General features: G+C 69.0%; 11 protein-coding genes and 1 tRNA gene. 4 read left to right on the forward strand and 8 right to left on the reverse strand.

Annotation, left to right across the window (positions count from 1 at the left end; all coding sequences use genetic code 11):
* Nucleotides 1-91: 91 nt before the first annotated feature.
* The 5 genes from BLV39_RS02865 to BLV39_RS02885 all read right to left on the reverse strand — a co-directional run bounded on the left by BLV39_RS02865 (nucleotide 92) and on the right by BLV39_RS02885 (nucleotide 5,238).
* Entirely contained in the window at nucleotides 92-760 is a 669-nt protein-coding gene (locus BLV39_RS02865) for a toll/interleukin-1 receptor domain-containing protein (RefSeq protein ID WP_090786760.1), read from the reverse strand.
* Between the two features lie 128 nt (nucleotides 761-888).
* Nucleotides 889-1,815 (reverse strand): alpha/beta fold hydrolase, encoded by a 927-nt coding sequence (locus BLV39_RS02870; protein ID WP_275414265.1) that lies wholly within the window; start codon nucleotides 1,813-1,815, stop codon nucleotides 889-891.
* A 649-nt stretch (nucleotides 1,816-2,464) separates the two neighbouring features.
* Nucleotides 2,465-2,537, reverse strand: a tRNA-Lys gene (locus BLV39_RS02875).
* Nucleotides 2,538-2,895: 358 nt separating this feature from the next.
* Nucleotides 2,896-4,347, reverse strand: coding sequence for an MFS transporter (locus BLV39_RS02880; protein WP_239083700.1), 1,452 nt, complete (start codon nucleotides 4,345-4,347; stop codon nucleotides 2,896-2,898).
* A 123-nt stretch (nucleotides 4,348-4,470) separates the two neighbouring features.
* The gene (locus tag BLV39_RS02885) at nucleotides 4,471-5,238 is read right to left on the reverse strand and encodes a class I SAM-dependent methyltransferase (protein ID WP_090786764.1); all 768 of its coding nucleotides are present in this window, start codon (nucleotides 5,236-5,238) and stop codon (nucleotides 4,471-4,473) included.
* Here BLV39_RS02885 and BLV39_RS02890 point away from each other — a divergent pair.
* From BLV39_RS02890 to BLV39_RS02905, 4 genes are all read left to right on the forward strand, one after another.
* Complete coding sequence (locus BLV39_RS02890; RefSeq protein ID WP_090786767.1) at nucleotides 5,232-5,519, forward strand: hypothetical protein; 288 nt, start codon at nucleotides 5,232-5,234, stop codon at nucleotides 5,517-5,519. The two genes, BLV39_RS02885 and BLV39_RS02890, sit on opposite strands and share 7 nt — an antisense overlap.
* Nucleotides 5,520-5,575: 56 nt before the next feature.
* Nucleotides 5,576-8,323, forward strand: coding sequence for an ATP-binding protein (locus BLV39_RS02895; RefSeq protein WP_176984743.1), 2,748 nt, complete (start codon nucleotides 5,576-5,578; stop codon nucleotides 8,321-8,323).
* Nucleotides 8,324-8,407: 84 nt separating this feature from the next.
* On the forward strand, nucleotides 8,408-9,199 hold the full coding sequence (locus BLV39_RS02900; protein ID WP_090791071.1) for an alpha/beta hydrolase: 792 nt from the start codon (nucleotides 8,408-8,410) through the stop codon (nucleotides 9,197-9,199).
* On the forward strand, nucleotides 9,196-9,984 hold the full coding sequence (locus BLV39_RS02905) for an SDR family NAD(P)-dependent oxidoreductase (RefSeq protein WP_090786771.1): 789 nt from the start codon (nucleotides 9,196-9,198) through the stop codon (nucleotides 9,982-9,984). The genes BLV39_RS02900 and BLV39_RS02905 overlap by 4 nt, the downstream gene beginning before the upstream one ends.
* On the opposite strand, the gene BLV39_RS02910 is transcribed toward BLV39_RS02905, so the two are convergent.
* The 3 genes from BLV39_RS02910 to poxB all read right to left on the reverse strand — a co-directional run bounded on the left by BLV39_RS02910 (nucleotide 9,981) and on the right by poxB (nucleotide 12,877).
* Nucleotides 9,981-10,460 carry a hypothetical protein gene (locus BLV39_RS02910; RefSeq protein ID WP_090786774.1) on the reverse strand — a complete coding sequence of 160 codons (480 nt, stop codon included), beginning with the start codon at nucleotides 10,458-10,460 and terminating at the stop codon, nucleotides 9,981-9,983. The two genes, BLV39_RS02905 and BLV39_RS02910, sit on opposite strands and share 4 nt — an antisense overlap.
* Nucleotides 10,457-11,068, reverse strand: a complete 612-nt coding sequence (locus BLV39_RS02915; protein WP_090786777.1) for a CDP-alcohol phosphatidyltransferase family protein — start codon at nucleotides 11,066-11,068, stop codon at nucleotides 10,457-10,459. Before BLV39_RS02915 ends, BLV39_RS02910 begins: the two co-directional genes overlap by 4 nt.
* A 66-nt stretch (nucleotides 11,069-11,134) precedes the next feature.
* A complete protein-coding gene (gene poxB, locus BLV39_RS02920) occupies nucleotides 11,135-12,877 on the reverse strand; it encodes a ubiquinone-dependent pyruvate dehydrogenase (RefSeq protein WP_090786781.1) in 1,743 nt (580 codons plus the stop codon).
* Nucleotides 12,878-12,951 lie beyond the last annotated feature (74 nt).

Raw genomic sequence — 12,951 nt, forward strand, 5'->3', positions numbered from 1 at the left:
GTGTGGTCGCCGTCCTCCGGTGCGTCGGCTCCCAGCGGGGCCGACCGGGCATAGCTGAGGTAGAACGGGTACCGGTCCGGGCGAGACGGAGTCACACGTCCTCCTCGAAGCTCGTCGGCAGTTCGGAGAGGGACGGCACGTCAGGCATGACCACGCAGGACTGCCGGATGCGGTTCACGTGCATGGCGAGCTCCCAGACAATGGCGCGGTAGGCCTTGTCCTGGCCGGTCCGCATGAGACCCAGCAGGCCGTTGTTGCGGTATGCGGTCTCGTAGCCGGGATCCGGCAGGTTCGCCGGCACGAAGAGCCCGACGCGTTCCACCTTCGGCGGAAGTTTGACGGTGTGATCGAAGGGATGCCAGATCACCGGCACGATCGCAGTCTCCCCGGTGCGGGCCTTCGATGAGTTCGGCGAGACCTTGCGCCGTGCGAACGCGTGCCACTCACGTGCGCACCACTTGCTGTCCCGCAACAAGGGGACAGACATCAGACAGATCAGCACTTGACACGTGCCGATCGCGGTTAGCAACTGCCGCTCCCAATCGGTGCCGACGCTGTCGGCGCGGTCCAGGTAGCCGGGGTCATAGCCGAGCGGCGCGCCGATCAACTCACCGACGTCCTCGGTCAGATCCTGGAAGAACAGCCGGACCTCCGGCCCGCGTGGACGAGACGCCACAGTTGGATGGCCGGGTTCGTAGGGTCGCCGATAACTGACGAAGAACACGGGCGCGTCCGGCATCTCGGGAAGCGGTTCGCTCATGCACGCTCTCCCACAATCACGTCACCGGAGGGCGCCTGAAATTAACATCAGGTGTTCATATGACTACACCGGGCCAAGGTAGGTCAACCGTCTGTTCCGACAATGACCACTGCGGACACTGGTATTGACTACACCTGATCCGAGTGGTATCGACCAGCCGGTTCCAAGATCCGTTCGGGCGCGCCAGCGAGCCAGCCGAGGACGGTGGGAAGCTCTTCCATCGCTCCGAAGTGCGCGGTGTCCCGTTGAATTCGGACTTCCGCGTTGTCGATCTGCTCGGCCAGCCAGAGGGTGTGCTCGACCGGCGAGAAGTTGTCCCGCTCGCCGTGCCACAGCAGGGTCGGCTGCAGGATCTTCCTGGGATCGAAGCCCCAGTCGCGCCGCAATGCCAGCACATCGTCGATCCACCCGTACGGGCCGGTGCGCATCGCCTCGCGATAGGTGTCGGTCAGCAGGCCGCGCATCGCGGAGCTCTGGACCGCCGTCTTGTCAGGCGCCGTCATCTGACCGCGCAGACCGTCCAACATGCTGGTCGGGTTGCGGCGAGCGCGGTCGGCCTGCAGCCGCAGACTCTCAATGAGCTTGGGCTCGTCCTGGTCGGCGGTCGTGTATGCACGCACATTGGCGTCGGTCATGCCGCTGAACCAGTCGAGGCCGGGTGCGTCGTGCGGCGCCAGGCAGACCAACGCGGCCACCCGGTCGACCCGATCCTCGAGAATGGCCGCAGTGGCCAGCGCATGAGGGCCGCCACCGCTGCGACCCACCACACTGAAGCGCTCGACGCCGAGACGGTCGGCGATCCGCTCGACATCCCGAGCAGCGTCCGCGACAAAGCGACCGATGTGCCTGCTCGATTCGCCATAACCCGGCCGGTCATAGCACACGAGCCGGACACCGAGCTGATGCAGGAAGCTGGGCCGCAGCTTGGGGCCGAGTCGGCTGCCGGGTGTGCCGTGCATGAGAAAGACCGTCACACCGGTCTCGGCGCCGGAGATCTCGACGCTGACCTCACGGCCGTCGCGAGTCGGTATCCGGGTGGCAGGCGATGGAATCACTCATGCCCTCCGTCAACGTCGCGGTTGAACATCCAATGACATCTACGTCGGCCCATGGACGTCGGTTCATGGTGCCACGCCGTCCGACAGCGTGCCACAATCATCGTGGCACCTGTGACCGGCGCGGTGTTCACAAACAGACAATTTTCCTTATGTTTGGTTAAAGCCCTCTGCGCTAAACGGCGGAGACGCTCCTGCGGACATGGGCAGACCGGCGGCGACCTCCCCGCGACCTTAGGGAGAAACGCCACAGTAGGGCCGAGGATTACGCTTTGCGTCCGGCCAGACACCTGACCAAGACTCGACAGTTCTTGGTGCCATTCGGATACGAACGGCGTGCGAGCGCTCCGATCATGCGAGCCGCGCGCACCCGATCGGTCCACGTGCGGGAGCGGCGACGAGCCGGCCGACCGTCACCCGCCGCGGTGCAGCCGACGACCGTCATGCTGAAGGCGCGCTCGGCGTACCCGATCTTGATCGAGTCCCGTACGGCAGCAATGTGGTCGGTTGGCGCCGCCGGAGCGGTCCGCCACCGTGGCCCCGGCGCTTCGTCAGATGCCGGCTCGCTTGATCGGCTGACCGCTTTGGGAACGCTGATTCGCTGATAGCGATTGTTGGGCGGCGTTGTCAGCCCAAATACAACGTATTGTGGGCCGCCAGGGACTCGAACCCTGAACCTATGGATTAAAAGTCCACTGCTCTGCCGGTTGAGCTAGCAGCCCGCGGTCGTCAGGGTACCTGACCTGCGGGGAAACGTGGAGCCGGTTACCGGGTTCGGGCCCGCTTCGGCAGGTCAGCCGACACTCGAGCAGCCATGGTGCCGTTGGCCGGGCAGGTCGAGGCGGCTGCGTGGGCTCCGAGTGCGGCGCACGGAGGGCGCTGGCCGGTTGGTGTGGGCCAGACCACGTCCCACGACCGCCAGCCGCGCGCCCGCCGACCACGACCCGCCCCGCCCCACCTTGGAGGCGGCCGCAATTGCGTTTCGCAATTAACCCGGTTGCCAAATTGAATCCGCCGCCGCTCACCTGGATAAACGGAAAAGCAGTCTCGTATCGTGCGGTGTCACGGCGCGACGGCGGTCTACTGCGAGATCTCGAATTCCGCTGGGCCGGCCGGCTGTTCCGGCGTGCGGGCGTTGCGGCGGAAGCGGGCCAGCAGCGGCGGGCTGTACCAAGCGGTCTCGCCGCCGAACCAGTTCGCCAGCGACGGGGTCGGTGGCTTCACCCGGCCCAGCCAGTAGAGCGCGATGCCGGTAAGCGCACCGGCGCCAGACAACCCCAGGCAGATCCACAGGGCGGTGCGGACGCCGTCCTCCGTGTTGCTCATGACTGTCGTCGCGATGTAGACCAGGATCGGCGCGATCATGAATGCGGCCACTGCTCGCAGCAGCTCGACGATCGCGAACACCCGTTGCAGTGCGGCGTTGCGGAGCGAGAAGCCGGCGATGAACAGCGCCGGCGCTACCGAGGCGCCCACGCCGACGCCGATCAGGCCCGTGCCCACCAGCGTGATGATGGTGCTGGGTGGGAGGGTGCTGGCGATCAGCGCGATGCCGGCGCTGAGGCAGATCAGGCCCGTCAGGGCAAAGTAGTGCAGGCCCTTGGTGGTGAACAGGATGGCGAACAGGATCGTGGTGATCACCGCACCGCCGAACTCGGGTAGGTAGAGCAGACCCAGCTTGAGCGGCGAGTAGCGCTCGGCCAGGATGAGGCCCGACAGCGTGATCGCGGAGATGGACGCCGCCGCGGCCGACATGGCCGCCACGATGCCGGCCACCGGCATGGTGCTCGTGAGGGGCCGGACGATCAGCAACGGTCGTTTGGAGAAGTACTGGTTGACGAGGAGCACGAAGATCACCAGTACGCCCGCGGTCAACGGCGCCAGTGCGGCGGCGTTGAGCTCTCTGTGGGTCAGCAACTGCGTGGCGCCGAAGAAGGCGGCGATGCAGCCGGTGGCCGCCAGCGCCACGGGCAGCGGCGAGCGCGTCGCGGTCGGGTCGGCCGCCGGCACGTCCTGGTAGGTCAACACGATCAGCACCAGCGCCAGGATGGCGATGCCCGCGATCACCCAGAACAGCGGCCGCCAGCCGTTGGCGTCGGCCTGGATGCCGCCGATCAGCGGGCCCAGCGCGACCGCGCCGAAGATGCCCATGTTGAGCACGACGGCCGTGTAGCGGATTTTGGACGGTGGGAAGCCGGTGACCAGCGGGGGCACGGCCGCGATCAGCAACAGGCTCGTGCACAGGCCCTGCAGGACGTGCCCGGAGATGAACATGACAGTCCCGACCGCCGCTGCGGCGAGGACGGAACCGACCACGAGCAGCACACCGTAGATGATCAGCATGCGGCGTTGTGGCAAGTGTTGGGCGAGCTGCACGGACAGCACGGTGCCGAGCGCGTACCCCGCGTTGGCGAGGCCCTGCGCCAGGTTCGTCTCGTACGTGCTCATGCCGAGGTCGGCGCCGATGATCCCCGTGAGCGGTTGCAGAGCGGCCGACAGCACGAGGTACGGGATCAGGGCGGCGATGACCATCGTCGCCACCGCGGGATAGTGGCCTGACAGCGGACCGTGCCATTTCATGCCGCAGGCCTCTCCCGTGAACAAAGGGGAGTCGAGTGGCGAGAGCCGACACCCGACTCAGGCGTCACCATCAAGCTACCCTGCGTGACGATCACTCCGGGGCGACATTGACCGGACAACAGTCAGGCCGCAGCGGTACGGCTCGTCGAGCTCGCCGTCCGGAAAGAGGCGGGCCAGTGCTGCGCGATTCGCGTCGAGGAGCTCGGTCCGCTCCGCGGGATCCATGATCACGAAGTGGGAATGGGTGCTCAGGTTGCGGATGTGCTCATCGACGGTCGTCCGGCGCGACCAGGTGAGCTCGCGGGTCGCGACCCGGTGCGCGGCGAACTGCTCAGCCACGGTGGTCGGGAACCCGCGGGTGAAGGGCGCCAGCCGCTGGTCTTCCTCCGCGACCCAGCCCACCCGGGTGTCGGCCTGGTTCCACCACAGCGCCAGTGCGCCGTCCGGGCGCAGCACGCGAACCGCCTCGGGGACCGACCGGGCAGGGTCGGTCCAATGCCATGCCTGGGCGTACGTGATCACGTCGAAGCTGCCGGCGCCGAACGGCAGGTGGTTCCCCTCGCCCCGCACGATCGGCACCGAAGGCTGCGACCGGCGTAGCTCGGCAGCCATGCCCGCACCGGGCTCCAGGGCGACCACGCGGGCGCCGCGCTCGCGGAGCTGCCGCGTCGCGATACCCGTACCAGCTCCGCAGTCCAGCACGTCGGCACCGGCCAGGGCCCGACCGGCGAGCTCCTCCAGCGCGTCGAAGAGGGACGGCGGATAGGTCGGGCGGGCTGCGGCGTACTGCGCGGCCACGGCGTCGAAGGACAGCGCGCGAGCCTGGTCCACAGGGGATGTCATGCCGACGATCTTCACGTGTCTCGACCCGCGAGTCGATCCGGCCTTCATATTCGACCTGGAGTACGGCGACGCCATCGTGGTTCGCCGACCGCGGCCTCGATGACGCCGCCCTCGCCGACCTGGCGGTCTTCGACCCGACCAAGACCGTGCCGCAGGACGTCGAGACGCTCCTCGATACTCAGCAGATCTCCAGCAAAATCAAGGTCTCTGGCTACGAGTACGACGTGACGACCGGCCTGCTGCGAACCCTGGTGCCGCCGCGGAGCCGAGACGACGGATAGCTCACACCCGGCCTTGGCGTTGGACAGTTGGGGCCTCCGACTGGATGCTCGACTCTGTGAGCGTGACCGCCGGTCGGCGGCTCGTCGGGCGTGACAACGAGCTGCGATCCCTGTTGCGGCACCTGGACGAGGTGGGTTCCGGGGGCCGGGCGATCGGGCTGCTCGGGGAGCCCGGCATCGGCAAGAGCGCCCTCCAGGCGGAGGTCCTCGAGCATGCGCGGGCGCTCGGGTTCACCGTCCTGCACGCGCGGGGCAGTCAGTCCGAGACGCACCTTCCCTTCGCCGGCCTGCACCAGGCGCTCCGGCCCGTGTTGCCGCGCGTCGACGGGCTGCCGGCCACGCAACGTGAGGCGCTTCTCGCCTGCTTCGCCATGAGCGACTCGATCGAGGTCAACCCGTTCTTCGCCTACCTGGCGGCGTTGGAGCTGCTGGTCGACTCGTCGGGACAGGCGCCTGTCCTGTTGTCCCTCGACGATCTTCACTGGATGGACCGGCCGTCCATCGACGCGTTCGCCTTTGTCTGCCGCCGCATCGCCAGTGAGCGGGTGATCGTGCTGTGCGCGGCGCGACCCGAGTCACTGCCGTTCACCGATGCCAACACCATCGAGTGGACGGACCTCGACGGCATCGACGAGGCCGCGTCAGCGGCGTTGCTGGACGGGCGGGCGCCGCACCTGCCTTCGACGGTGCGCGATCGGGTCCTGCGGCAGGCCCGCGGCAATCCGCTCGCCCTCATCGAGTTCGCCGACGCGCTGGAGTCGGGGCGGTACGCCTGGACTGAGCTCGACGACGACCTGCCCATGACCACCCGCCTGGAGCGGGCCTTCGCCACGCGTGCCGAGCACCTCGGCCCGGCCGTGCGTGCCGTGCTGACCGTTGCCGCGGTGGATGACGGCGACGACATCAACGACGTGCTGGCGGCCGCGGAAATCCTCTACGGCGCGCCGCTTGACCGCGTGATGGCCCAGCCGGCGTTCGAGCACGGGCTCCTGACGGTGGTCGGTGACCAGTACCGGATCGCCCATCCGCTGGTCGGTTCGGCCCTTCGGCAGGCCACACCGCTGACTACACGCCAGGAGGCGCACGCGGCGCTCGCGCGCGTACTGGCCAGGCACCCGGATCGGGCAGTGTGGCACCGGGCCTCCTCGATGTCCGGACGGGACGAGCAGATCGCGGCCGAGTTGGAGCAGGCGGCCGGTAGCGCCCAGCGCCGCGGTGCGATCGCCTCCGCCGCCACCTGGCTGGAGCGGGCGGCCGCGTTGAGTCCGGAGCCACAGGCACAAGCCGCCCGACTGCTCAGCGCCGCGGAGCTCGCGTACCAGTTGGGTCGGTTCAATCACGTCCAGCAGCTCAAGGCGCAGGTCAACGCGACGACGCTCCGAGTCCGGGATCGGTCCAGGCTGGCGTGGCTCGACGGCGTGTTCCACGACGGGTCGACCGGAGAGCCCGCGGAGGTGCGCCACCTGGTCGACTCGGCGCGGCAGGCCACCACCGCGAACGACGTCGACCTGGCCATGCAGCTTCTGGTCGGGGCGGCCCGCAGGGTGTGGTGGCGCGATCCCGGCGAGCTGCTCAGGCACGAGATCATCCGGGCCGCCCGGGAGGTGACCCTGCCGGCCGACGACCCGCGGCTACTGGCGAGCTATGCCCTCACCGGGTTTCCCGAGCACGCGCCGATCGTCATCGAGCAACTCGCTCGCTGGCCCGCGGACGCCGGCGGACAACCGGATCTGGCCGGGCTGCTGGGCATCGCCGCGTTCTGCACGGGCGATTTCCACCGGGCCATCACCTTCCTCTCGACGCCCGTCCAGGAACTCCGCGCCCAGGGCCGCATGAGCCTGCTCGCCGAGGCCCTGGCGATCCGGTCCTGGGCTGAGATCTACCTGGGAGTCTTCGACGCCGCGAGCTCGGCCGACGAGGCCATGCGGCTCGCGGACGAGACGGGTCAGTCCTCGTGGGCGGCCACCGCCAGGATCGCCGTCGCGCTGATAGACGCGGTGGGCCGGGGTTGGGACACCCGCCACGACCTGCTCTCGGAGGCCGAGCTCGTGGCGTTGCGGACCCCGAACGCCGCGTCGTCCCTGCTCGCCGGCGTGCAGCTCGCCCGTGGCATCGCCGAGTTGGGTGCGAACCGGCACGAGCAGGCCTACGGCGAGCTGCACCGCGTGTTCGTACCCACCGATCCGGCGTTTCAACGGGTGCAGCAGGTGTGGACGCTCAGCTATCTGGCCGACGCCGCGGTCCGCACCGGCCGCCATGACGAGGCGAGGTCCGTGTTGGCGTCCGTGGAACAGATCGCGAACACCTCCACCGGGTCGACCATCGCCCTGGAGTACGCCCGAGCGGTGCTGGCCGACCATGACTCCGCCGAACCGCTGTTCCGGGCGGCCATGGACGGCGCGAGTGGCCAGTTGCCGTGGCACCAGGCGCGCGTCGAGCTGGCCTATGGCTCATGGCTGCGCCGGCAGCGACGCGTCGTCGAGTCCCGTGAGCCCCTGCGGGCGGCGCGGGCCACCTTCGATGCCCTGGGCGCGCGCACCTGGGCGCAGCAGGCCGACCAGGAGCTGCGGGCCACCGGCGAACGCGGATGGCAGCCCAGGTCGAACCCGCGCGAGTTGCTGTCCCCGCAGGAGACCCAGATCGCCGAGCTCGCGGCGCAGGGCCTGTCCAACCGCGAGATCGGCCAGCGCCTGTTCCTGTCCCACCGCACGGTCGGCTCTCACCTCTACCGCATGTTCCCCAAACTGGGTGTCGCCTCCCGCCATGAGTTGGCCGCGGCACTGAGCATGCAGTCACCTGACTGAAGCCCACGGCTCGGTCGCCGTCCTACCGTGCTCGGGACCGCTGCGGCGCACTCGGCGCCCGGCTCCCGACGAGTGGAGACCACCGTGGCAACGCCCGTCCTCTTCATCCATGGCCTTTGGCTGCATGCTTCGTCCTGGGACCCGTGGGTTCAGGTGTTCCGTGACGCCGGCTACGAACCACACGTTCCGGGCTGGCCCGGCGACGGCGACACGGTCGAGGCCTCGCGGGCCAACCCCGACGCGATCGCGGACCACGGCATCGACGATGTGGTGACGCACTTCGCCGGCATCATCGAACAGCTTCCGTCGGCGCCGATCCTGATCGGACACTCGTTCGGCGGGATGATCGCGCAGAAGCTGCTGGGCCAGGACCGTGCGCTGGCCGCCATCGCGATCGACGCCGCACAGATCAAGGGCGTGCTCCCGTTGCCCCTGTCGGCGCTTCGGGCCACGCTGCCCGTGTTCAAGAACCCCGCCAACCGCCATCGGGCGGTGTCCCTGACCGCCGAGCAGTTCCGCTACGCCTTCGCGAACGCCGTCTCGGAAGAGGAGTCGGACGAGCTCTTCCAGCGGTGGACGATCCCCGCTCCGGGACGACCGCTCTTCGAGGCCGCCGCCGCGAACTTCAACCCGCACTCCCCGGCCGAGGTCGCGACCGACAACCAGACCCGCGGGCCGCTGCTGCTGATCGCCAGCGGAAAGGACCACACCGTCCCCGAGACGGTCACCCGCGCGACGCTCAAGCAGTACCGCCACTCCGACGCGGTCACCGACATCAAGACCTTCCCTGACCGGGCGCACTCGCTGACCATCGACTCCGGCTGGCGCGAGGTGGCGGACACCTGCCTGTCCTGGCTCAAGGAACAGTCGCTGTGAACCTTGGCCTGGCCGGCAGGACCGCGGTGGTGACCGGCGCCAGCAAAGGCATCGGGCTCGCGGTGACTCAGGCACTGATCCAGGAGGGTGTACGAGTCGCGGCAGGCGCCCGGCACGGCTCTCCCGAGCTGAGCGAGCTCGCCGACCGTGGTGAGGTGACGGTCGTCCTCGACGACCTCACCACGGTGGCCGGATGCCAGACGCTCGTCAACGAAGCCGTGGCCCGCTTCGGCGGCATCGACATTCTCGTCAACAACGTCGGCGGCGTGCATCCGCGCACCAAGGGCTTCCTCGAGGTCACCGACGCGGATTGGCAACAGGCGATGGAGATCAACCTCTTCTCCGCCGTACGTGCCAGCCGAGCGGCGATTCCCCACCTGCTCCGGCGCGCACCCTCGGCCATCGTCACCGTCTGCTCGGTGAACGCGGCGCTGCCAGATCCCACGGTCATCGACTACAGCGCCGCGAAGGCCGCATTGCGCAGCTTCTGCAAATCGCTGTCGAAAGAGCTGGGACCGTCGGGGGTACGGGTCAACACCGTCAGCCCCGGACCCGTCGAGACCGCCTTGTGGCTGGGGTCCGGCGGCGTGGCCGAGACCTTGGCGGAGGCGCAGGGTCTCGACCCGGCGACGGTGAAATCGGCGGCGGTGGCCGGCACCCCGACGGGCCGGTTCACCCGGCCGGCCGAGGTCGCGCAGATCGTGCTGCTCCTCGCCTCGGAGAGCGCGGGCAACGTGACCGGCACCGACGTACTCATCGACGGCGGTCTGGTCACCAGCCTTTAGTGGAGAAAGCCCAGCAGATGCGGTGCCGCCGCCACCACGCTGAACCTGATCGCGCGGCCGCCGAGACAGGTGAGGCCGAACACGGCGGCACTCATGGGCGTGCGGGCGGCGTAGACGCTGGCGACGAGCAACGGCGGTATCCCCGTGACGGCGCTGGCGAAAAGGATGGGCACGGCCTGCCGCGGCTGGTCGAGGCGAGCCAGCGCCGCCGCGGTCCAGCGCCTGATGGCGCCCTGCGGTGCTCGGGTCGGCTTGGTCAAGCGCCGCCGGAGCCAGGCCGAACGCAGGGCGCCGCGAGCGGTGCAGAAGATCAGCAGTTTCCCGACGGTCTGCCCGACCGCCGCGGCGGTCCCCACGATCCAGGCCGCCTCACCCGTGGTGGCGACGGCGGCCACCACGTAGGGCTCGACCGGGGTGACCGGAAGGAAGGCCGAGACGACACCGACCAGCAGGGCGGTCCCACAGACGACGATCACGCGGGCCGCGGATCCGGCAGGCGCAGGAGAGCCAGCAGGGACACGAGTTTGACGACGGTCACGGCCAGGGCCAGGACGGTCGGGGCGAGCGGCCCTGGGCTCACCGCGACCAGCACGACCAGGGCTCCCGTGTTGAGCGCCTTGGCGGGCGGCGACCAGTTCCAGCGATGGATGGCCGGGCTGACCTGGTCGAAGTAGTTGGGGCTCAGCAACGGCCAGCGCAGGAAGGCCAGACTCAGCAGGTTGTCGACCACCATGAACTGGACGAAGAACACGGTGATCGGCACCGCCATGTCGGGTCGGAGCATCAGCAACCCGGCCGCGCACACGGAGGTGCAGGCGCGGTCGGCGAGGATGTCGAACACGGCGCCGGCCCGGGTCTCCTGCCTCAACAGCCGCGCCGCGAGCCCGTCGAGGATGTCGCCGACCCAGTAGGTGAGGTAGGCGGCGACCAGCAGCGTGGCACTGGCGGTCGTGATCGCTGCGGAGCCGAGACCAACGGCGGCCACGGTACGCACGAGCGTGACGGAATTGGGCACGTTCAGGGAGTGGCCGAGCTTGCTGTCCAACACAGGGCAACGGTGCCGGCCGGGTCCGGTTCCGGGCATCGGGCCACGGGCGGCAATCGCCTGGGTGGGTTCAGCCCACGGGCGTACGTCCCCGGACCGAGGTCGTCACTCCAGGTCGAGCTGTCGCAGGTTCGTGTGGGCCAGCTCGACGATCTCGTCGGCGTTGCCCGAGAGGATCGTGCGGGTCGCGTACAAGGTGAAGCCCTTGATCTGCCCGTAGGTGAGTTTGGGCGGCAGCGACAGTTCCTGGCGGGCGGTGCGGACGTCGACCACCGCCGGCCCGTCGTGGGCCAGGGCATCGCGCAGCGCGGTTTCGAGCTGATCGGCGCTGTCGACGCGTACACCGAAAAGCCCGGCGGCTTTTGCGATCGCCCCGTAGTCCGAGTCGGGCACGTCGGTGCCGTAAGTGACGATGCCCGCGGCTTTCATCTCGAGCTCGACGAACGACAGCGCGCTGTTGTTGAAGACCACGACCTTGACCGGTAGCTGTTGCTGGCGGAGCGTGAGCAGCTCCCCGAGCAGCATCGCGATCCCACCGTCGCCGGACAGCGCGATGACCTGTCGCTTGCGATCGACGGCCTGGACGCCGATCGCCTGCGGAAGGGCGTTCGCCATGCTGCCGTGGGTGAACGAGCCGAGCAGCCGGCGACGGCCGTTCAGGTGCAGGTATCGGGCGGCCCAGATGCTCGGTCTCCCGACGTCGACGGTGAACGCCGCGTCGTCCGTGGCGAGCCGGTCGAGCATCGCCGCGACGTGCTGGGGGTGCAGCGGCCGGCCGCCGCGTCCGGGCTCGGCCAGCCGGTCCAGCCGGGACCGGGCACGGCGGTAGTGGGCGGTCATCCGGTCCAGGTGTGCGGTGTCCGTCTTCGAGCTGAGCAGTGGCAGCAGCGCGTCGACGGTGTCCTTGACCGTGCCGACCAGCGGGACCCGGACGGGTACGCGGCGGCCGATGCGCTCGCCGCGCACGTCGACTTGGACCACCGGCACGTCGTCCGGGTAGAAGGGCTGGTAGGGAAAGTCGGTGCCGAGCATGAGCAGGGCGTCGCAGTGCTCCATCGCGCGATAGCCGGAGCTGAACCCGATGAGACCGGTCATGCCGACGTCGTACGGGTTGTCGTGCTCGACATGCTCCTTGCCACGCAACGAATGCACGACCGGAGCCTTCAGCGTGCCGGCGATGTCGACGAGCTGATCGTGCGCCCCGGCGCAGCCCGCACCGGCCAGAATGGTCACCCGCTGGGCCCGGTTGAGGACTTCCGCGGCAGCGGCCAGCGACGCGTCGTCGGGCCGGATCACGGATTCAGCCTGTCGCACGGCGGCCGGCCACCTCCCGGGGCCGGCGTCGGCGTCGGCGAAGAAGATCTCGCCGGGGATGACCAGGACAGCGACACCGCGGCGCTGCACGGCCGCCCGCATCGCCATCTCCAGCAGTCGTGGCATCTGCTCCGGGATGCTGGCCAGCTCGCAGTAGACGCTGCATTCCGCGAACAACTGCTGGGGATGGGTCTCCTGGAAGTAACCACTGCCGATCTCCGGCGTCGGGATGTGGGCCGCGATCGCCAGAACAGGGACACCACTGCGATTGGCGTCGTACAACCCGTTGATCAGGTGTAGGTTGCCTGGCCCGCAACTGCCCGCGCACACGGCCAACTGACCGGTCAACCCAGCCTCACCGGCCGCGGCGAACGCGGCCGCCTCTTCATGACGCACGTGTTCCCAGGCCAGGTCACCATCGCGGCGCAGGGCATCGGTGAAGCCGTTGAGCGAGTCACCGGGAATGCCGTAGACCCGCCGGACGCCAGACGCCTTGAGCGTCGCGACCATCGCCTGAGCCACCGTACGCGCCATGTCCGCTTCCCCGATTCCGTTCCGCGTTTTCGCTCCCCGACCGATTCTGGTCCTATACGGGAGCCCGGCCGGCG

Source organism: Asanoa ishikariensis (assembly GCF_900107455.1).
In the GTDB taxonomy this organism is placed as follows: Bacteria; Actinomycetota; Actinomycetes; order Mycobacteriales; family Micromonosporaceae; genus Asanoa; species Asanoa ishikariensis.